The following is a 20,536-nucleotide window of genomic DNA, read 5'->3' as shown; positions in this document are numbered from 1 at the left end:
CAGCCTGAATCAATGCCCGTAGCATGCGGTTCACGGTTTTAGTCCGGGCCCCCGATCGCCCTAAGCTAGCCCCATGACTTCCACTGAAGAATTCCGCATTGAACACGACACGATGGGCGAAGTCCGCGTCCCCGTGAACGCCCTGTATCGTGCACAGACGCAGCGTGCAGTTGAAAACTTCCCCATCTCCGGCAAGACCCTGGAACGCGCGCACATCGAGGCGCTGGCCCGGGTGAAGAAGGCGGCCGCCCAGGCCAACGCAGAACTTGGGGTGCTCGACGGCGAGCTGGCCAAGGCAATCGCAGCGGCTGCCGATGAGGTAGCTGCCGGTAAGTACGACGGCGACTTCCCCATCGACGTTTTCCAGACCGGCTCCGGCACGTCCTCGAACATGAACATGAACGAGGTCATCGCCGAGCTGGCCACCCGCGCCCTCAAGACCGCCGGCAGTGACAAAGTTGTCCACCCGAACGACCACGTCAACGCCTCGCAGTCCTCCAACGATGTGTTCCCCACCTCGGTCCACGTTGCCGCCACCTCGGCCCTGATCAACGACCTGATCCCGGCCCTCGGCTACCTGGCCGGGTCGCTGGAGCGCAAGGCCGTGGAGTTCAAGGACGTCGTCAAGTCCGGCCGCACCCACCTCATGGATGCCACCCCGGTGACGCTCGGCCAGGAGTTCGGCGGCTACGCAGCCCAGGTCCGCTACGGCATCGAGCGCATTAACGCCGCCCTCCCCCGCGTCGCCGAAGTTCCACTCGGCGGCACCGCGGTGGGCACCGGCATCAACACCCCGGCCGGCTTCCCGGAACGTGTCATCGAACTGCTCGCCACGGACACCGGCCTGCCGCTGACCGAAGCACGCGACCACTTCGAGGCCCAGGCCAACCGCGACGGCCTCATCGAAGGCTCCAGCCAGCTGCGCAACATCGCGATCTCCTTTATGAAGATCAACAATGACCTCCGCTGGATGGGCTCCGGCCCCAACACCGGCCTCGGCGAAATCGCCATCCCGGACCTGCAGCCGGGCTCCTCGATCATGCCGGGCAAGGTCAACCCGGTCATCTGCGAAGCGTCCATCATGGTCTGCGCCCAGGTCATCGGCAACGACACCGCCATCGCCTGGTCCGGCACCAACGGCGCCTTCGAGCTCAACGTCGGCATCCCCGTGATGGCCGCCAACCTGCTCGAGTCCATCCGCCTGCTGGCCAACACCAGCCGCGTCATGGCGGACAAGATGATCGACGGCATCACCGCCAACGTGGAGCGCGCCCGCTTCCTGGCCGAGGCCTCCCCCTCGATCGTGACGCCGCTGAACAAGCACATCGGCTACGAAAACGCGGCGAAGATCGCCAAGAAGTCCGTCGCCGAAGGCCTGACCATCCGCGAGACCGTCGTGGCCATGGGCTTCCTGGAGCGAGGCGAACTGACCGAAGAGCAGCTGGACACCGCCTTGGACGTTATGTCCATGACGCGCCCGCCGCACAAGGCATAGTTCCCCACCGCCTCCCTCCCTTCGCTCCGCTCAGCCAGGGAACCCTCGGCGGCGGAGGCCCCTTTACGAACGACGGCGGCCGGCACCTTCCCCACGGAAGGCGCCGGCCGCCGTCGTTCGTGGCGAGCGCGGCCTGAACGGCTACCCCGTGGAGGAAGTCTGCGAGCTGGCAGACATTTCGCGCCGCACGTTCTTCAACTACTTCCCCACGAAGGAAGACGCCATCCTTGGCCCCGTGGACGACGAAATACCCCAGGATGTCATCGAGGGCTTCATCGCCGGCGGTGCGTCATCCCCGTCCGGAGAGATCTCCCCGTCCCTCTTCCAGGACCTGATCGGGCTCTCCCTGAAACTGTCCGAAAACATGGCGGCTTCCGAAGAGGAAACGCGCCAGCTGATCGGCGTGATCAAAAAGGAACCCCAACTGATGCTCCGCATCATCGGCGCCACAGGGGAACGCGAGGCCGAGTTCGCCCGCGTCCTCGCCGCCCGCGAGGGTGTGGCGGCTGACCACCCTGTTGTCCAGATGGCCGTTGCCTTGCTTGGAAACATCGCCCGGAAGAGCAGCATGGCCTATTTCTCCGATGGCAACACCCGCTCCTACCAGGAGCTGCTGCTGGAAAACATCGCAGCGGCCCGCCAGCTCTTCTCCCAGCACTTTGACGAACCCGCGCCCGCAGAAGGACACCCATGAGCACCACTGCCAGCCCCAAGGCAGCAGCCGGCCCGCTGCTGCTGACCCAGAAACGCATCTGGATCATCTTTTCGGCACTTATTGCCGGAATGCTGCTCTCCAGCCTCGACCAGACCATCGTCTCCACCGCCATGCCCACCATCGTGGGCAAACTCGGCGGCGTGGAACACCAGGCGTGGATCACCACGGCCTACCTGCTGGCCACCACCATCGTGATGCCCATTTACGGCAAGTTCGGCGATGTCCTGGGTCGCCGGAACCTCTTCCTCATTGCCATCGCACTGTTTACCCTTGCGTCAGTGGGCTGCGCCCTGGCCACCGATTTCTGGGGCTTTGTCATCTTCCGCGCCATCCAGGGCCTGGGCGGCGGCGGCCTGATGATCCTCTCGCAAGCGATCATCGCGGACATCGTCCCTGCGAAGGACCGCGGCAAGTACATGGGCCCGCTGGGCGCCATCTTCGGCCTCTCCGCCGTGGCCGGCCCGCTGCTCGGCGGATTCTTCGTGGACCACATGACCTGAGAATGGGCTTTCTACATCAACATCCCCATCGGCATCGCCGCCTTCGTCACAGCCTGGTTCACCCTGACGCTGCCGAACAAAAAGGCCGAAAAGCGGATCGATATCCTGGGCGTGCTCCTGTTGTCCGCTGCCACCACCTGCCTGATCTTCTTCACCGACTTCGGCGGCAAGAAGGATGAAGGCTGGGATTCGCCGCTCACGTGGGCGTTCGGCGCCGGAATGCTTATCTCCGCCGCGGCATTCGTGATGGTGGAGCGCCGCGCAGAAGATCCCATCATCCCGCTCAGCCTGTTCAAGAACCGGATCTTCGTCAACGCCACGGCCATCGGCTTCACGCTGGGCCTGGGCATGTTCGCTGCCATCGCCTTCGTCCCCACGTTCCTGCAGATGTCCTCCGGGACCTCAGCCGCTGAATCCGGGCTTCTCATGCTGCCAATGATGGTGGGCCTCATGGGCATGGCCATCTATTCCGGAATCCGGATCTCCAAGACCGGCAAGTACAAGATGTTCCCCATCCTCGGTGCCTCCCTGACGATCGCGGCGATGCTATGGCTGACCACCCTGACCGCCGAAACGCCCATCTGGGTCATCTGCGTCCAGCTGTTCGTGTTCGGCGCAGGACTGGGATCGATCATGCAGGTCATCGTCCTGGTGGTGCAGAATTCTGTCCCCGCGGATCAGATCGGCACCGCGACCAGCACCAACAACTACTTCCGCGAAGTCGGAGCGTCCCTGGGCGTGGCAGTGTTCGGAGCGATTTTCACCAACCGGCTCTCGGAGTCGCTGACCAGCGCGTTCACTGGCGCCGGGGCGTCCGCGGAACAGGCGTCGCAGTCCACCAGCACCCTGGACCCGCAGGCGCTGAGCCAGCTGCCGGACCAGCTGCGCGACGCAATCGTGAACGCCTACGCCGAATCCCTGGCCCCGGTGTTCTGGTACCTGGTGCCGTTCATCGCCGCAGCGCTGATCCTGGCCATCACTCTGAAGCAGATCCCGCTCTCGGACACCGCCGGCATGGTGGCCCGGGGCGAGGCCATCGGCGGCGCGGAGGCGGAGCTGCTGGAAGCGGAGCACCTGGCCCTGCTGAACAGCGGTACGGAAAAGGAACCCGCCGTCGCCGCAGGTTCCTCGGACAGCCTGAAGAACGACGACGGCGAGCCCGCCTCCCAGCGCCGCTGACCGCCGTCGTACGGCTGTCAGCCGTAGCGGCTCAAGCCGCAGTATAAGCCTGCAGGGGCGCCGCAATCTTGGGGGTTGCGGCGCCCCTGCTTTTTTCGTGGAACCTGCGAACCGGGCCGCAAGTGTCCTCTCGCGCAGAGCTAAGCCGGCAGCAGCATGGCGGCAGCGGCGCCGGCGAGCATAAAAGGGCCGAACGGGATGGAGGATTTCAAGGTGCCGCGGCGGGCCGCCAGCAGCGCCAGGGACCAGAGGCCACCCAGCAGGAAAGCCGCGAAGGTCCCCGCAAAGACGTGCCCCCAGCCGAGGTAGCCAAGGTACATCCCCAGGACGCCGGCCAGCTTCACGTCGCCAAAACCCATGCCGGGCGGGTAAACCATCCGCAGGACAAAATAGAAGGCCCACAGAACCGCTCCCCCGGCCAGGATGCGCAGCGCCGGGATCCCCAGGAGCTCGGCAGCACCGTCAGGTGACCCCAGGAGCGCGGATGGGCCGGCAATCACGTGCACCAGGGCCGCCGCGAGCAACAGGACCCCGGCCACACCGTAGGAAGGGAAAACAATCCGGTTGGGCAGCAGATGATGGCGCACATCAATAACCGTCAGGCGGACTGCCATAACAAAAAAGTAGGCACATGCGGCCAGCACCAGCCAGAACGCCAGCGGGGTGGCATCCCACAGTCCATCGAGTCGTCGGATCACCCCTCGGATGCTACTGGATTCGTGTGCCGCACCGCAGAGCCCACGCGTAAACTGTGGATATGTCGACATGGGACACCAGGCGCCGGCCGGATCCGGAGGGCACCGCGGCCGCCGCGGACCTGAGCACCATGTTCCGAAACCTTTGCCGGTCTTCCCCCTGGAGGTGGCAGTCCCTGCGCTTTGAATACTGGGATGAACCGTTCACCGACGTACCGGACCCGTCCGCTCCCCTGGTCCGCGCCTGGCTGCGCCGGCCCGGTGCGCTCCGCCTTGAAACGGCTGACCGGCTTGTCCTCCACAGCACCACCGGAATCAACGATTCCAAGGACGGGCTGTACGTCAGCGCCACCCGGAAGTCCTGGCTGTTGCCGCCCCACCTGGTGGCGCCTGTTTACGACGACGGCGGACTCGTCAGGCGCCGGCCGGAGGCAGCATACGGCGAGCCGGGCCTCGGGAACGGCCGCTTCTCGGCTGCCCTTGATCCCGTGGAACTCGCCGGGAGTGCCCCTGTCCCCATCGAGTTTCCGGGCACAAATGCCGTCGGGGTCGACGCCGTCCGCCGCGTGGAACACAATGGCCGGCCGGCGCTGGAGGCAACCGTGACACGCACCGCCTCTTACCATCCCGCGGATCCTGCCGCTCCGCTCTGCCTGCCCGGCATCAGCCGGGTGCGGATCGACCTGGAAACCGGCGTCTGCGTGGCCAGCCGGTCGCTGGAAACAGCAACTCCGGATTATGGGCACTGGATCCGGATCCTGGCGGTGGACGAATACATGCTGGACGACCTGTTCCTGGCCGAGTCCATGAACCTTACGGACGTCCGCCGCCACATCAGCTGGGACATCCGCGCCTGATCACAGGTCCTTCTCCGGGCATCACCGGCGGTTGACAGGCCCCGCGGCCGGCCGTGGGCTAGGCTTCCCTGATGACCGCGCTGACTTCCATTTGGCCCCTCTTCGGCCTCGAGCTGACCACTCCCCGCCTGATGCTGCGTCCCATAACCGACGCCGACATTCCGGCCGCAGTTGCCGCGGCCGCCGGCGGAGTCCACGAACCCGGCAGGAACCCCTTCAGCACTCCGTGGACGGAGCTGCCGGCGGAATCCATGGGGCACAATATGGCGCAGTGGTATTGGCGTTGCCGTGGTCAGGCCACGCCCGAGGACTGGACCCTGCTCCTGGGCATCTGGTACCAGGACGAATTCATCGGCTGCCAGGACATCGGTGCCAAGGACTTCGCCACCCTCAAAACCGTCAGCACCGGCTCATGGCTCAAGCAGTCCGTCCACGGCCAGGGGCTCGGCAACGAGATGCGGGCCGCCGTCGCCCTTTACGCGTTCGACTGGCTCGGCGCCGAAGTGGCCGAATCCGAGGCCGCCGCCTGGAACGCCGCCTCCCTGGGCGTGTCCCGCTCCCTCGGCTACGAACTCAACGGCATCCACAGGCAGACCTGGGGCGGCAAGGCCGAGGAAGTCCAAAAAGTGCGCCTCACCCCCGCAACTTTCAAACGCCCCGACTGGACCCTGCAAGTAAAAGGCCACGAACCCGCAGCCATGTTCCTCGGGGCTCAGTAAATCGGGGTTGGGTTCGTCAGGCCCCGGACCTTCTCCGTCGCTTAGCGCGGAGGTCCCTTCCCAAGGCTCGCAAGCTCGCCTCGGGTCCCTCGGGACGCCGCTTACGACGCAAAAGGGCCACTTCAGTCGCTGGGCGACCTCTGGGCCCGATGCGCCGCGATGCGCTCCTACGCGAAGAGCCGCCACCTGACGTGTGCGTCGGTCACCTTCATGCAGCGTGGGTAAGGCGAGCAAAAGCCCCGCCGTTCAAGGAGGGCCCCGGGCCTTCTCGTAGGAGCGCATCGCCGACCAAAGCGGCGCGAAGGTCGCCCAGCGACCGTAGCAAAGCGGCGGGAGGTGTCTAAGCGACGGAGAAGGGCCGTGGCTCGACGAACCGGACCACGGCCCCTCACCTACGCAATCTAGATTTCCGCTCCCTCGAGGAGCTCTGTTACCAGGGCTGCGATGGGTGACCTTTCGGAGCGGGTGAGGGTGATGTGGCCGAAGAGTGGGTGTCCTTTCAGGGTTTCGACGACGGCGGCGATACCGTCGTGCCGGCCGACGCGCAAGTTGTCTCGCTGGGCGACGTCGTGGGTGAGGACGATCTTGGAGTTCTGGCCGATCCGGCTCATCACGGTGAGGAGGACGTTCTTCTCCAGTGACTGGGCCTCGTCGACGATCACGAAGGCGTCATGCAGCGAGCGGCCGCGGATGTGGGTCAGCGGCATGACCTCGAGCATGCCGCGGTCCATGACTTCTTCCACGACTTCCTGGCTGACCAGGGCGCCGAGGGTGTCAAAGACCGCCTGAGCCCAGGGGTTCATCTTTTCCGACTCGGAGCCGGGCAGGTAGCCGAGTTCCTGGCCGCCCACGGCGTAGAGCGGGCGGAAAACGATCACTTTGCGGTGCTCGCGGCGTTCCAGCACCGCTTCCAGGCCTGCGCACAGGGCAAGCGCGGATTTGCCGGTGCCGGCCCGTCCGCCGACCGAAACGATCCCGACGGCGGGGTCCATCAGCATGTCGATGGCCAGCCGCTGTTCCGCGGAGCGTCCGTGGAGCCCGAACACGTCCCGGTCCCCCTTGACCAGCCGCACCTGCTTGTCGGCGCCCACCCGGCCCAGGGCTGAGCCCCGGTTGGAGAGGATCACCAGCCCGGTGTTGACCGGCATTTCGGCGGCTGCGGGGATAAAGACAGGCTCATGGCCGTACAGGGTGGATATCTCGTCCTCGCTGGCTTCGACCTCGGCGACGCCGGTCCAGCCCGAATCCTTCACGAGCTCATTGCGGTATTCGTCGGCCGTAAGTCCCATGGCGGAGGCCTTAACCCGCATGGGGAGATCCTTCGAAACCACGGTGACGTTCCGGCCTTCATTGGCCAGATTCTTGGCCACGGCAAGGATGCGGCTGTCGTTGTCGCCGCTGCGGAAACCCAGCGGAAGCACCTCGGCGGAAATGTGGTTCAGCTCCACCAGGAGGGTGCCGCCCTCGTTTCCGATGGGGATGGGCCGGCTCAGGCCACCGTGTTTCACCCGGAGGTCATCGAGCAGCCGGAGCGCCTTGCGGGCAAAGTAGCCCAGTTCGGGGTCGTGCCGTTTCCCCTCAAGTTCGGTGATGACAACGATGGGAACAATGACTTCGTGCTCGGCAAAGCGCAGCAGCGCCTGTGGATCCGAGAGCAAGACGGAGGTGTCAATGACGAAGCTGCTGATGGTGGCGTCCCTTCCGGAGACAGCAAAACCGGCCGCAGAGTTTTCGTCTGCTGCACCGGTTTTTGAGGTAGCTCGCGTGGTGCGAGAGGTAGCTTTCTGTCCCTGGTCAAAAACGGCCTCGGGCAGTTGCTCAGAAATAGCCACATCGACTCCAGCCCCGGGCAAGCCCGGAATTGTTATTGGTGAGGCGGCTCGGCCTGGAGGCCGGGCACGGCCTCCCATACAACCGGTGCGAAACATCGCTCCATGTACTGGCCTCCCCGATCAGCCGGCGGTTTTGCCTGCTGATACCTACAACGTAAATCCACGGCAACTAATTTCCGGCTTCATCCGTCGGCGATTCCTGTTGCGGCCGTGTGAATTCCACGTGAACGGCGGCGTTCAGGTGCCGAAGCGCCGCTGCCTGCCGGCGTAGTCGCGAAGGGCGCGGAGGAAGTCCACTTTGCGGAAGGCGGGCCAAAGGGCCTCGCAGAAGTAGAACTCGCTGTAGGCGCTCTGCCACATCAGGAACCCGGACAGGCGCTGCTCCCCGGAGGTCCTGATCACCAGGTCCGGATCCGGCTGCCCGCGCGTGTACAGGAAGCGGGAAATGTCGTCGACGGACAGCGTGTCAGCGAGCGCCGAAATGTCAGAACCCTTGGCGACGGCGTCGTGGAGGAGCTCGCGCACGGCGTCGACGATCTCGCGGCGTCCGCCGTAGCCCACCGCAACGTTGACGTGGATCTTTTCGCGGACGGGCGTGCGGGCCGTGAGCTTGTTGAGCCGGTCCGCCAGATAGTCGGGCAGAAGCTCGGGAGCGCCCATGGCGTTGACCGAGATGTTGGCGTCCCCGTCGAGGCGGTCCAGGGTGTTGGCAATGATCCCCATCAGGAGATCCAGCTCCTCGCTGGACCGGCTCATGTTGTCCGTGGACAGCATGTAGAGCGTGACTACCTTGACCCCAAGCTCCTGGCACCAGCCGAGGAATTCATGGATCTTGTCCGCGCCGGCCTGGTGGCCCTGGCTGGTGGGTGCGTTGAACTGCTTGGCCCAGCGGCGGTTGCCGTCCACCATCACGCCGATGTGCTTGGGAATGCGGCCGCCGGCAAGCTCACTGAGCAGCCGTCTCTCGTAGAAGCCATATAGGAACCCGCGCAATTCCACGAGGAGACTCACCTGACTTCCGTTGCTGTTCGACGGCATTGCACATCCTAGGCTACCGTCCGGGACCGGGACGGGTGTGCCGGGACATTCCCGGAAAACCCTGTCATGATTGTTACCCATGAGTAACTTGCGCAAAGAGAGGATATCCTGAGGCCATGAACAGCCAGACTCCTGACGGCCCCCGCACCCCCTCCGCGGACCACGGTCACAGCCCCCTGGACGACGCCGCCGTCCGGCTGGCCGAACTCCTGATGATCAAGCCCCAGTGGCGCGGCTGGATCCACACCGTCACGGCGCCATTGGCCCTGGCCGCGGGCATCGTCCTGGTGGTCCTCGCCCCCACTACGGACCGCAAGATCACCTCGGCCATCTACGCCGCTACGGGCGTCCTGCTTTTTGGCATCAGCGCCATCTACCACCGGGGCAACTGGTCGCCCGGCGTGAAGATCGTCCTCAAGCGCCTGGACCACACCAACATCATGCTGGTCATCGCCGGCAGCTATACACCTCTGGCCTGGTCGCTGCTGGAACAGCCCAAGGCAGTCCTGCTGCTCTGGGTCATCTGGTCCGGGGCCATCCTCGGCGTGCTGTTCCGGCTGCTGTGGACGGACGCCCCACGCTGGCTCTACGTGCCGATCTACATCGCACTTGGCTGCGGGTCGCTGTTTTACCTGCCCGAATTCTTCGCGGCCAGTATCCCCGCCGCGGTCCTGATCTGTGTGGGAGGGATTCTGTACATCACCGGCGCCGTGTTCTACGCGCTCAAAAAGCCCAACTTCAGCTACGAGCATTTCGGCTTCCACGAACTCTTCCACGCCCTGACGGTGCTGGCCTTCGCGGCGCACTTTACGGCGATCGCCATCGCAGTCCTCAGTTGAACCGGCGGGACCCGGTAGGCCGGCGGGAGTTCCGCCCGCTTTAGTCGCGGGGCTGGGACCGGTCGGCCGCCCGGCCCTGCCCGTTGTCTTCGAGGCCTGCCGGCTCCCCGGCCGCACCGAGTCCGTCGTGGTCGTCGGCAGCTTCAATGTCCGCGGCTTCGGCCGCTGCCTGGCGCTCCTCTTCCACCTGCGCGCGGTAGCGGACGCGGCGGATGCGGCGGACCATGTCCACAATGAGCAGCGTGGTGGCCAGCACAAAGAAGGCCGTCATGATGAAGCCCCACAGGCCCGGTGTGATCTGGTCCTCGGAGATGCCCTCACGCAGGCCGGGCGTCGGCAGCGGTGAGGGTGTGGTGGTCAGGGCGAGGAGCAAGTGATGCACGGTTCAAACCTTCTGTGGAAACTGATGGGCAGCCGGCCGGGGATTCCGGACGCGGGTCCGCGGGACCCGGACCAGCCCACTGCTTTTCTACACGGCATAGAATATGCTGCAGCCTCTATCTTAGCCCGGCGAAAAGGTCCTTTTCGGGCAATTCTGCGGGGACCCTGGACTCGATCAGTGAGTAGTCTTCCCACGGCCACACGCGGCGCTGCATCTCGGCCGACACGGCAAAGAAGAACCCCAGCGGATCCACCTGCGTGCGGTGCGCGCGGAGGGCGTCGTCGCGGGCCTCAAAAAAGTCCCCGCAGTCGATCTGCGTGGTGGTGGCATGGGAACCCCGCGGCGGGGTATGGCCCTCCGCGTCCGTTTCCAGCCACGCGGCAAGCCGCTGGGCGTATGGGGACTGCAGGCCTGATTCCTCCAGGGCAAAATGCAATGCGCGGAACCGGTCCGGGCTGAAGGCCCTGTCGTAGTAGAGCTTGCTGGGTTCCCAGGCCGCTCCGGCGTCCGGATACCTATCCGCGTCACCCGCGGCCGCAAAGGCCTCCACTGCCACCCGGTGCGCCATGATGTGGTCCGGGTGCGGGTATCCTCCGTTTTCGTCATAGCTGACGATCACCTGCGGCTTGAAGTCCCGGACCAGCCGCACCAGCGGCGCCGCGGCTCGCGCCAGCGGCTGGACGGCAAAGGATCCTGCGGGCAGCGGCGGCAGCGGGTCACCCTCGGGCAGCCCGGAGTCCGTGAATCCCAGCCAGCGCTGCTGGATGCCAAGTACCTTGGCCGCCTGGTCCATCTCCAGCCGGCGCGCCCCTGCCATGTCCCGCTTGGGATGCGGCTCACCTTCCACGGCAGGGTTCTGGATATCGCCGCGGGATCCGTCGGTGCAGGTGGCCACCATAACTTCCACCCCGGCGGCGGCGTACATGGCCATGGTGGCCGCGCCCTTGCTGGACTCGTCGTCCGGGTGCGCGTGAACGGCTAGCAGCCTCAGCGGTGCCGGGGTATGCGTGGACGCTGTCATCGAAGGACGGCTCCTTATTCTTCTGCGGCTGCTGTGACGGCCACTGGACTGACGGGACTGCATAACGGGACAGGCGGCATAGCTGCGCCGGAGAGGGGTGCGGATCCGGCACGGACAGCCATGGACCGGAACCGAACTAAACTGGACTGGTGACTACCCAGGATCAGCCCGCCGTGTCCCCGCCTGCAGACACTAGCCTAGCCAATCGTTATGGCAGTAAGAAGCAGCCCCTCCCGCGCGCGGTCAAACGTGGCATCGCCGTAGCGGCACTGGCGGCCGGAGTGGGGTTTATGGCCTGGGTCTCCACGTCAAACGCTGTCTCGGACGTGACGTTCAAGGACATCGGCTTCAGCACCATCGACGCCACTGCGGCCGACGTTGATTTCCAGGTCACCAGGGAACCCGGAACGGCCGTCAAATGCGCCATCAAGGCCCTCGACTCCAAGTTCGCGGTGGTGGGCTGGAAAGTGGTGGACATCCCGCCCGGCGAGGCTGACGGAACGGCCGACGGCGGGAGGACAGTTTCGCAGCGCGTGACACTACGGACGGAGTCCCTGTCCGTTTCCGGTGTAGTGGACGACTGTTGGATTCCGGGCGCCGGGACGTAGCACCATGTGATCTGTGCCCTATCCCGGTTGGGTATGTCCAGAGTATTGACTACAATGGGTCAATACCTTTACCCCGCTGAGCTGGTTGCTGAGTTCCACAAGTGGCCACCGTTGCGGGGTCTTTTGCATGTATGACCATTAGGAGAAGTCCGTGTCTACCACCAATAGCGCGCCTGCAGCCTGGCTCACCCAGGAAGCTTTTGACCGCCTGAAGGCAGAGCTGGACCACCTTTCCGGCCCTGGCCGTGCGGAGATTGTCCAGAAGATTGAAGCCGCCCGGCAGGAGGGCGACCTGAAGGAAAACGGCGGCTACCATGCAGCCAAAGAAGAGCAGGGCAAGATCGAAGCCCGAATCCGCCAGCTGACGGCCCTTCTGCGCGACGCCCACGTGGGCGAGTCCCCCGCTGACGACGGCATCGTCGAGCCCGGCATGCTCGTTGTTGCCCGGATCGCAGGCGACGAAGTGACATTCCTGCTGGGGTCCCGCGAAATCGCCGGCGATTCAGACCTCGACGTATTCAGCGAGAAGTCACCCCTCGGCGCCGCAATCGTCGGCCACAAAGAAGGCGCGAAGCTCAGCTACACGGCTCCGAACGGCAAGGACATCACGGTGGAAATCCTCTCCGCCAAGCCTTACGCAGGCTGACGCGTCAAACTGAGCGCGCTCCAGGCCTAACAGGCCCAGCCAACGCCGGTCCCCGTCAGGGGGCCGGCGTTCTTGCGTGCTTGGGGCGCAGCAACAGGGCAGCCACAACCCCGCCTGCCGCCCCGCCGAGGTGCGCCTGCCATGAGATGTAGCTTCCCATGATCGGCAACACCCCCAGCAGGATGCCGCCGTAGACCAAAAACAGCACCACGGCGAGCAGGATCTGCCGCCAGCTGTGGTTGAAGAAACCACGCACCAGGAGGAAGGCGAACAACCCGAAAACCAGGCCGGAGGCACCGACTGTGATGCCGCCGTCGCCAATCAGCCATACGGTCAGTCCGGAGCCCAGCCAGCTGAACCCGAGGGCCGTCAGGAACACCCGCACGCCGGAGAGGAACACCAGGAAGCCGAAGACAACCAGGGGCAGGGCATTGGACAGCAGATGGTTCAGATTGGCGTGCAGCAGCGGGAACGTCAGGATGTCCAGAAGCCCGTCAGCGGACCGCGGCCGCAGCCCGAACGTCCGGTTTAGTGCGTGCAGGGTCAGCATGTTGAACAGCTCGATCACAAAGAGCAGCGCCACAAAGCCGCCGGCCACCAACAGTCCGCCCTTCGCCCGCGAGGCTGTGGTTTCCCGGTTCCGCGGCTTTCCGTCCCCCATCGCGTCAAGCATGGCTGCTCTTAATGCACCACAATGGGCTGGAAGCCCTCGGCACGGAGGGCGCCGAGGACCTGCTCGCAATGTTCGTGGCCCTTGGTTTCGAGGTTCACGGTGATGGAAACGTCGCCCATGCTGATGGAGCCGCCAACACGCGTGTGGTCCAGGCCCGTGACGTTGGCATCGTTTTCGGCGATGATGCGGGCGATGGTGGCCAGCGAACCCGGCCGGTCATCCAGCATCATCCGAACTGTCATGTATCGCCCGGCAGCGGACAGGCCCCGCTGGATAACTTTGAGCATCAGCATCGGATCAATGTTGCCGCCGGACAGGATTACGGCCGTGGTGCCGGGGTTTTCGATCTTGCCGTCCATCAAGGCGGCAACCCCCACGGCCCCGGCGGGTTCCACCACCATCTTGGCCCGCTCCAGCAGGAAAATCAGGGCCCGCGCCAGGGAATCCTCGCTGACGGTGACCACATCGTCCACGAGTTCACGGATGATGCTGAAGGGCAGCTGGCCGGGCCGGCCCACGGCGATGCCGTCAGCCATGGTGGACACTTTCTTCAGCGGTACCAGGGCATCGGCGGCCAGGGACGGCGGATAGGCCGCGGCGTTTTCGGCCTGGACACCGATGATGCGGATTTCCCGCCCGAGTTCCCTGGCCCGGGCCTTGACGGCTACAGCGACGCCGGCCAGCAGGCCGCCGCCACCCACGCCCATCAGGATGGTGTCCACGTTGGGGATCTGCTCGAGTATTTCCAGGCCTATGGTTCCTTGGCCGGACACCACATCAACGTTGTCAAAGGGATGAACAAAGACCATGCCGGACTCGTCGGCGTAGCGCTGCGCCTCGGCGAGGGCCTCATCCACGTTGTGGCCGTGGAGGATCACCTCGGCGCCGTGGCTGCGGGTGGCGGCCAGTTTGGGGAGGGCTACGCCCAGCGGCATGTAGATGCGGGCTTTGATGCCCAGGCTTTTGGCAGCCACGGCCACGCCCTGTGCGTGGTTTCCGGCTGACGCGGCCACAACACCGCGTTTCTTCTCCTCAGGCGAGAGCTTGGCCATGCGGACGTATGCACCGCGGACCTTGAACGATCCGGCCCGCTGCAGGTTTTCGCACTTGAAGAAGACGTCGCCGCCCACCATCCCGCCCAGGGCCCGTGATGATTCCACCGGGGTCCGCATAATAATCCCCTCGAGCAGCTTCTGCGCCTCCAGGACATCGTCCAGCGTGACGGGAAGGGTTTCAAGGGTGTTCACGGACTTATTCTCCTTGGGTGGATACGGCTCCGGCGCCTTGGCTCAGGCCTGGGCGTCCGGATTGGCTGCTTCTGTGCTGGCTGCGGCGTCCTTGCCGCGCTTGGGCCTGCCGCCCGGCAACCGGACGTCCCTGATGGAGTCATCATGGTCCGGGCCTGGCGTCACTGGCCCTCCGGGGGTTGCCAGCACCTGTTCATGTTCCCACGTTCTGGCCGCGATGTAGCGAATCGCGGAGTTTGCTACGGCGAGGATGGGCACGGAGAACAACGCACCGGGGATACCCGCAAGGTACGAACCCGCCGCCACGGAGAGGATCACCGCCACCGGATGCAGGGACACGGCCTTGCCCATCACAAGTGGTTGCAGGATGTGGCTCTCCAGCTGCTGGACCAGCAGCACGATAGCCAGCATGATCAGGGCGTTGACCGGCCCGTTGGCCACCAGGGCCAGAAGGACGGCGATGGCCCCGGTCACGAGGGCACCGACCACCGGGATGAAGGAACCGATGAACACGAGCACGCTCAGGGGCAGTGCCAGCGGCACCCCGATGATGGCCGCGCCGGCGCCGATGCCTACCGCGTCTACAAACGCAACAAACATCTGAATCCGTGCGTAGCTGACCATGGAAGCCCAGCCCTTGCGTCCGGCACCGAAAGTTGCCGCACGTGCTTTCTTCGGGAGGAGGCGGACCAGGAAGGCCCAGATCCTGTCGCCTTCGAGCAGGAAGAAGATCAGGATGAACAGGGCCAGCACCATTCCCGCGGCAAAGTGGCCCGCGGTGCTGCCGAAGGACAACGCACCGCTGAGGATGCTGCTGCTGTTGTCCTGGAGTGCGGTGGAGGCTTCCTTGAGGTACTGGTCGATCTGGTCGGCGGTGAGGTGCAGGGGTCCGTCGGCCAGCCAGTCCTGGATCTGCTTCACGCCCGTCAGCGCTTGGGACCACAGTTCGCCAAAACCTGAAGCCAACTGCCGGCCCACCAAGGCAAGGGCGCCAACGATCACGCCGATGAACCCCACCACCGTCATGGCTACCGCGGCGCCGTTTGGCAGGCGCCTGGTCCGCAACCAGCGCACCACGGGGCTCAGCAGCCCGGCCAGAAGTGCGGCCACCATGACGGGGATAATCAGGAAGCTGATCCGGCCGAGCAGCCAGATTAGGGCGCCGGTCATCAGAAGGATAAGGCCGAGCCGCCAGGCCCACGACGCAGCGATCCGGACACCGTACGGAATGTCCTGCTCAAGCTCCCGGTCCGCCCGTACCGGTGCCGGGCGGACAGTTTCCACTGGCCGGACCGTGTCCGGTGCCGTGCCTGTGGGCGTTGAATCGGATGGGGCGGCGTCCTTGGCTGGCGTCATAGCCTAATACTTCCTCAGCACCGGCCCTTATGCGAAACGGCTACCCGGCCTCACCCAGGACGGCATCGATCCCCCAGGCCATGGTGAACGCTTCCCCGGCCGGGAGCCACCGCAGCCCGTCGCCCGAGTTGAAGGCGTTGGCCGGACCGGTCATGGGTTCTATGGCCACCGCCCTGGGCCTGCCGGGCAGCTCAGTTGTCACAAAGATGTGGACGTAGCCGCAGGATTCGTCCTGCCACAACGTGACGCTGCGGCCGTCGGGCGCGCTGAGCACGTGGCGGGCCGCACCGCCGTCGAACGTCAGGTCCGTCAGGGCGACATCAATCTCAAAGTCCCCCACCCTTTGGCCGTTTCGGAAGTCACTGTCGCCGCTGACGGGCTCCGAGCTCCGCGGGATCAGGCGCGGGTCCGCCACCAGGCGCGTGCCGGCAGCAACGGTCAGGGTCAGGTGGTCCACGTCCGCGTCGCCCAGCCGCAGGTAGGGGTGGGCGCCCAGGACGAACGGCGCCGGGGCGTTGGAGTCGTTGATCAATGTCTGGCGGACTTCAAGGCCAAGGTCCTCAGCAAGAAGGTACTGGACCTGGTGCCGCACCATGAAGGGGTAGCCATGCTGCGGGAAGACGGTCGCCTCGAGGGTCACGGAATATTGCGCTTCATCAACCAGGCTGTAGGCGGAGTTGCGGAGCAGCCCATGGCTGGCGTTGTTCCGCGAAACCTCCGTGATGTCCAACTGCTGTTTCTTGCCGTCCAGGTACCAAACCCCGTCCTCCACCCTGTTTGCCCAGGGCGCGAGCGTAATCCCGGCGGCCCCGGGGGAAATCTCGGCGTCCCCATAGGTCTCGGTGAGCTGGACACCGGCGCGGCTGTAGAGCCGCAGTCCGGCCGCCAACTCAGTCACAACAGCCAACGCGTCAGCCCTGCGGAGTTCGTACTGCCGGCCGGTGGCGTAGCTCTGGAATCCGGCGGGAATGCTCGCGTCCGGGGTTGCGCTCGAAGTCATGAGCACCACCGTAACAGGGGGCACGGACAGCCTGCCAGCGCCGCAAAATGTTATCTTTTGTGTGAATCTAGTCTTTTTTGAGCGAAATATGGGATGATCGAGGCAACGGACGCCCGCCATCTGCCGGCACCAGCACGCAAAGGACCCCCGCCATGACAGGTATCACCTCCACCACGCTCGCCGATGGCCGGGAGCTGATCTATTTCGACGACGGCGCAACCGCCAGGCCCCGCACGGCGGCCACCACCACCGATCATCGGCCCTTGCCCGAGCGCGGCGAGCCTGGCGAAGTCCGCTTCGATGCCCTCACCGACGAGTGGGTGGCCGTCGCGGCCCACCGGCAGGCCCGCACCCACCTCCCGCCTGCCGACCAGTGCCCCATCTGCCCCACCACACCGAACAACCCCTCCGAGATCCCCGCGCCCGACTACGACGTTGTGGTCTTCGAAAACCGCTTCCCGTCGCTGGGCCCGGCCGTGGGACCCGTGCCGTCCACCCCGGCCTGGGGCACCACAGGCCGCGCGTACGGACGCTGCGAAGTAGTGGCCTTCACGCCCGAGCACACGGGATCCTTCAGTGGCCTGAGTGAGGCCCGCGCCCGGACTGTTGTTGAGGCGTGGGCGCACCGCACCGAAGCCCTCAGCAAACTGCCGGGGATCAAGCAGGTGTTCCCGTTCGAAAACCGGGGGGCCGACATCGGCGTCACGCTCCACCACCCGCACGGCCAGATCTACGCGTACCCCTACGTCACGCCCCGGGCAGCGGTCATCGGAACAGCAGCACGCAAGTTCTATGATGAGTCCGACGGGCGGCAGACGCTCACGGGCTCGCTGCTGCAGGCAGAACGGGAGGATGGGAGCCGAATGGTGATGGAGGGCGAGAATTTCAGCGCCTACGTGCCGTTCGCTGCCCGCTGGCCGCTCGAGATCCATCTGGTGCCGCACCGGCAGGTACCCGACCTGGCCGCCTTGAGCGGTGAGGAAAGGGACGAACTGGCGCATGTTTACCTTGACCTGCTCAAACGGCTCGATGCGCTTTATCCGACGCCGACGCCCTACATTTCAGCCTGGCACCAGGCCCCCCTCGATGACCTCCTGCGCCCCGCCAGCTACCTGCATCTTCAGCTGACGTCGCCCCGCCGGGCAGCGGACAAGCTCAAGTTCCTGGCCGGCTCCGAGGCCGCCATGGGTGCCTTCATCAACGACACCACCCCGGAAAGCGTGGCGGAGCGGCTCCGTGCCGTGGTGGTCCCGGAGCCCAGCCCCTTCCCTGCCACAACTTCCGCCGCCCCCCTTGGGGCACTGCCTGAAGGAGCACACGCGTGAGCGCCTCCCCTGACCCATTGACTGCCCCGCTGGCCAGCCCGCCGGAACCCGGCACGGAGGACTTAGTCAGCGAGGGCCTGAGCTCGGCGGACCTGGCCGCCCGCTTCGAGCAGGAGTTCGGCAGGCTGCCCGACGGCGTCTGGCAGGCACCGGGACGCGTTAACTTGATCGGCGAGCACACCGACTACAACGAGGGCTTTGTGCTCCCGTTCGCGATCGATAAGACCGCCCGGGTGGCTGTCGGAGTCCGTCCGGACTCCGTGATCAGGCTCCTGTCCACCTACGGGGCCCACGGCATGGTCACCGCCGACCTCGATACTTTGGCCGCGGCTTCCGCCAAGGGCTGGACGAAGTATCCGCTCGGTGTGATGTGGGCGCTGCAGCAGCAGGGCATTACCGTTCCGGGCGTGGATCTGCTGCTCGATTCGAACGTTCCCCTGGGCGCCGGCCTTTCCTCATCCCACGCCATCGAATGCGCGGTCATCACGGCTCTGAATGAACTGACGGGAGCTGGACTTGAACCCGAAGAGATGGTCCTCGCCACGCAGCGTGCAGAGAACGACTTTGTCGGCGCACCGACCGGCATCATGGACCAGTCAGGGTCGCTGCGCGGATCCAAGGGGCACGCCGTGTTCCTGGACTGCCGTGACCAGAGCGTTCAGCTGGTTCCCTTCGAAGCGGAACCCGCAGGGCTGGTGATGCTGGTGATCGATACCAAGGTCTCCCATTCACATTCTGACGGCGGCTACGCCTCCCGCCGAGCATCCTGCGAACTGGGCGCCGAGGTCCTGGGCGTAAAGGCATTACGTGACGTCCGGCTGGAGGATCTGGACGAAGCTGCCGGCCTCCTGGACGAGGTCACCTACCGGCGCGTGCGCCATATCGTGACCGAAAACGACCGTGTGCTGAAGACCGTGGAGCTGCTGGCCAGCGCGGGCCCCGGTTCGATCGGTGCGCTGCTGGACGCCAGCCATGTATCGATGCGGGACGATTTTGAAATCTCCTGCCCGGAGCTGGACCTGGCCGTTTCCACCTCCCGTGCCAACGGGGCAATCGGCGCCCGGATGACCGGCGGCGGCTTCGGCGGGGCAGCCATTGCGCTCACTCCGGTGACGTCCGAGCAGCAGGTGCGTGCCGCCGTCGTGCGTGCATTCGCAGACGCCGGCTATGCGGCGCCTGACATTTTCACGGTGACCCCGGCAGCAGGAGCCATGCGCATTTCGTAGCGCGGGTACCCGCAAAAAGGAGGGCCCCACCTGATGCGAATTGCATCGGTGGGGCCCTCTTCTTGCGTTGGAATTACGACGGCGGACGCCGGGTTTTGTTGTCAGTCCTCGCCGCGGAGGATGGCCAGAACGCGAATGATTTCCACGTAGAGCCAGACCAGGGTGACCGTCAGGCCGAAGGCTGCGGTCCAGGAGAAGCGTTGCGGTGCGCCGCTCTGCACGCCGGCTTCGATGCTGGTGAAGTCCATCACCAGGGAGAACGCGGCCAGGCCGATGGCAAGGATGCCGATGACAACCCCAATAATGCCGCTGCGCAGGCCGAACGGTTCCGTCTGCAGACCCGTCATCATCATCACGAGGTTGACCACGGAGAACAGGCCGTAACCCACCATGGCGATCATAAAGAACTTCATGGCCTTGGGCGAGGCGCGCACCTTGCCGCTCTTGAACAGGAGCAGCGTCACGGTAAACACTGACAGCGTGCCGATGACAGCCTGCAGCCCGACTCCCGGGTACATCAGGTCGAGCACGCGGGTGAGTCCGCCGAGGAACAAACCTTCGAGCCCGGCATAAGCCAGGATCAGGGCCGGAGAAGGCTGCTTCTTGAACGTGTTGACCAGTGCCAGGACAAAGCCGCCCAGTGCACCGACGATCATCAGTATGCTGGCCAGCCCCATGCTGACGAACATTGTCACTGCGGCACCTGCCAACAGGACTCCGAGGCAGGCCGCTGTCTTGACGATGACGTCGTCGTACGTCATCCGGCCGGTGTCCGCGGGACCCGCAGCCGGCTGGTTGTACATCTGGCGCAGCTGCTCATCGGTCATGTTCTGCTGTGCGCCCCAACCGCTCTGGGGATCCATGACCTGGCCGGGAGCCCGCTGGCCGTACTGGGCCTGTCCGTAGGGCGCCTGCGGGACACGCGGTGCCTGCGTTGCTCCACGGAAATTCTTTCCGTTGAAGATCGGGTTTCCGCCAAGTGCCATTGCTGGTGTCCTCCAAGTAAAGGGTTGAGTCGTGACTTACGAACCACGCTACCAATATCTACGCGCTCACGCCCGAATAAGTTCCCCGTCCATGGCGTCGAAACCCAACCGTGATGCACCCGGGTGGACGGTCGCCCGCGCCGCTGGGCCGCGCGTAGGCCATGCCGCCCCTGAGGAATACCGCTGATCAACAGAAG

Annotated in this window: 19 protein-coding genes and 1 pseudogene; 10 read left to right on the top strand and 10 right to left on the bottom strand. The window is 65.2% G+C overall.

The features are described 5' to 3' along the window. The first annotated feature begins 73 nt into the window (after positions 1–73). The 3 genes and pseudogenes from AC50YA_RS11385 (at position 74) to AC50YA_RS11375 (ending at position 3,889) form a co-directional block, all read left to right on the top strand. Positions 74–1,495: a class II fumarate hydratase gene (locus AC50YA_RS11385; protein ID WP_494982384.1), complete on the top strand. Its 1,422-nt coding sequence runs from the start codon at positions 74–76 to the stop codon at positions 1,493–1,495. Positions 1,496–1,628: 133 nt separating this feature from the next. After that, a complete protein-coding gene (locus AC50YA_RS11380) occupies positions 1,629–2,189 on the top strand; it encodes a TetR/AcrR family transcriptional regulator (RefSeq protein ID WP_494982422.1) in 561 nt (186 codons plus the stop codon). Beyond that, positions 2,186–3,889: pseudogene (locus tag AC50YA_RS11375) on the top strand (MDR family MFS transporter). Before AC50YA_RS11380 ends, AC50YA_RS11375 begins: the two are co-directional and overlap by 4 nt. 140 nt (positions 3,890–4,029) lie before the next feature. On the opposite strand, the gene AC50YA_RS11370 reads toward AC50YA_RS11375, so the two are convergent. Further along, complete coding sequence (locus AC50YA_RS11370; RefSeq protein WP_494982383.1) at positions 4,030–4,587, bottom strand: prepilin peptidase; 558 nt, start codon at positions 4,585–4,587, stop codon at positions 4,030–4,032. Positions 4,588–4,646: 59 nt separating this feature from the next. Between AC50YA_RS11370 and AC50YA_RS11365 the strand changes: the two genes are divergently transcribed. Continuing rightward, positions 4,647–5,441 (top strand): hypothetical protein, encoded by a 795-nt coding sequence (locus AC50YA_RS11365; protein ID WP_494982382.1) that lies wholly within the window; start codon positions 4,647–4,649, stop codon positions 5,439–5,441. 71 nt (positions 5,442–5,512) lie between these two features. Further along, positions 5,513–6,160: a GNAT family N-acetyltransferase gene (locus AC50YA_RS11360; RefSeq protein WP_494982381.1), complete on the top strand. Its 648-nt coding sequence runs from the start codon at positions 5,513–5,515 to the stop codon at positions 6,158–6,160. A 401-nt stretch (positions 6,161–6,561) separates the two neighbouring features. On the opposite strand, the gene phoH2 is transcribed toward AC50YA_RS11360, so the two are convergent. Both phoH2 and AC50YA_RS11350 read right to left on the bottom strand, forming a co-directional pair. Continuing rightward, on the bottom strand, positions 6,562–7,992 hold the full coding sequence (gene phoH2 / locus AC50YA_RS11355) for an RNA 5'-3' helicase PhoH2 (RefSeq protein ID WP_494982380.1): 1,431 nt from the start codon (positions 7,990–7,992) through the stop codon (positions 6,562–6,564). 237 nt (positions 7,993–8,229) lie between these two features. Beyond that, on the bottom strand, positions 8,230–8,991 hold the full coding sequence (locus AC50YA_RS11350; RefSeq protein WP_494982421.1) for an isoprenyl transferase: 762 nt from the start codon (positions 8,989–8,991) through the stop codon (positions 8,230–8,232). Between the two features lie 155 nt (positions 8,992–9,146). Here AC50YA_RS11350 and trhA point away from each other — a divergent pair, with 155 nt between their 5' ends. Next, the gene (trhA, locus tag AC50YA_RS11345) at positions 9,147–9,869 is read left to right on the top strand and encodes a PAQR family membrane homeostasis protein TrhA (protein WP_494982379.1); all 723 of its coding nucleotides are present in this window, start codon (positions 9,147–9,149) and stop codon (positions 9,867–9,869) included. A 40-nt stretch (positions 9,870–9,909) separates the two neighbouring features. On the opposite strand, the gene AC50YA_RS11340 is transcribed toward trhA, so the two are convergent. Next, the gene (locus AC50YA_RS11340; protein ID WP_494982378.1) at positions 9,910–10,251 is read right to left on the bottom strand and encodes a hypothetical protein; all 342 of its coding nucleotides are present in this window, start codon (positions 10,249–10,251) and stop codon (positions 9,910–9,912) included. 115 nt (positions 10,252–10,366) lie between these two features. After that, positions 10,367–11,272: a mycothiol conjugate amidase Mca gene (gene mca, locus AC50YA_RS11335; RefSeq protein WP_494982377.1), complete on the bottom strand. Its 906-nt coding sequence runs from the start codon at positions 11,270–11,272 to the stop codon at positions 10,367–10,369. A 149-nt stretch (positions 11,273–11,421) separates the two neighbouring features. Here mca and AC50YA_RS11330 point away from each other — a divergent pair, with 149 nt between their 5' ends. Both AC50YA_RS11330 and greA read left to right on the top strand, forming a co-directional pair. Next, positions 11,422–11,880: a DUF4307 domain-containing protein gene (locus AC50YA_RS11330; protein WP_494982376.1), complete on the top strand. Its 459-nt coding sequence runs from the start codon at positions 11,422–11,424 to the stop codon at positions 11,878–11,880. Positions 11,881–12,031: 151 nt separating this feature from the next. Next, positions 12,032–12,526, top strand: a complete 495-nt coding sequence (greA, locus tag AC50YA_RS11325; RefSeq protein WP_111906271.1) for a transcription elongation factor GreA — start codon at positions 12,032–12,034, stop codon at positions 12,524–12,526. Positions 12,527–12,581: 55 nt separating this feature from the next. Here the strand turns inward: greA and AC50YA_RS11320 are convergent, their stop codons facing one another. From AC50YA_RS11320 to AC50YA_RS11305, 4 genes are read right to left on the bottom strand one after another with little or no spacing between them, the layout of a single operon-like run. After that, the gene (locus AC50YA_RS11320; RefSeq protein ID WP_494982375.1) at positions 12,582–13,199 is read right to left on the bottom strand and encodes a rhomboid family intramembrane serine protease; all 618 of its coding nucleotides are present in this window, start codon (positions 13,197–13,199) and stop codon (positions 12,582–12,584) included. An 8-nt stretch (positions 13,200–13,207) separates the two neighbouring features. Further along, positions 13,208–14,446 carry a threonine ammonia-lyase gene (gene ilvA / locus AC50YA_RS11315; RefSeq protein WP_160678502.1) on the bottom strand — a complete coding sequence of 413 codons (1,239 nt, stop codon included), beginning with the start codon at positions 14,444–14,446 and terminating at the stop codon, positions 13,208–13,210. Between the two features lie 42 nt (positions 14,447–14,488). Continuing rightward, on the bottom strand, positions 14,489–15,802 hold the full coding sequence (locus tag AC50YA_RS11310) for an AI-2E family transporter (protein ID WP_494982374.1): 1,314 nt from the start codon (positions 15,800–15,802) through the stop codon (positions 14,489–14,491). Positions 15,803–15,842: 40 nt separating this feature from the next. Then, positions 15,843–16,802: an aldose 1-epimerase family protein gene (locus AC50YA_RS11305; RefSeq protein WP_494982373.1), complete on the bottom strand. Its 960-nt coding sequence runs from the start codon at positions 16,800–16,802 to the stop codon at positions 15,843–15,845. Between the two features lie 152 nt (positions 16,803–16,954). On the opposite strand from AC50YA_RS11305, the gene galT reads away from it, so the two are divergent. Both galT and galK read left to right on the top strand, forming a co-directional pair. Next, positions 16,955–18,127 (top strand): galactose-1-phosphate uridylyltransferase, encoded by a 1,173-nt coding sequence (gene galT, locus AC50YA_RS11300; protein WP_494982372.1) that lies wholly within the window; start codon positions 16,955–16,957, stop codon positions 18,125–18,127. A gap of 77 nt (positions 18,128–18,204) precedes the next feature. Continuing rightward, a complete protein-coding gene (gene galK / locus AC50YA_RS11295) occupies positions 18,205–19,353 on the top strand; it encodes a galactokinase (protein ID WP_494982420.1) in 1,149 nt (382 codons plus the stop codon). Positions 19,354–19,454: 101 nt separating this feature from the next. On the opposite strand, the gene AC50YA_RS11290 is transcribed toward galK, so the two are convergent. After that, positions 19,455–20,339, bottom strand: a complete 885-nt coding sequence (locus AC50YA_RS11290) for a Bax inhibitor-1/YccA family protein (RefSeq protein ID WP_494982371.1) — start codon at positions 20,337–20,339, stop codon at positions 19,455–19,457. Between the last annotated feature and the right edge of the window lie 197 nt (positions 20,340–20,536).

Source organism: Pseudarthrobacter sp. RHLT3-21, assembly GCF_059383495.1.
The sequence above is the reverse complement of the archived record's forward strand: the minus strand, read 5'-3'. Positions and strand labels throughout refer to the sequence as shown.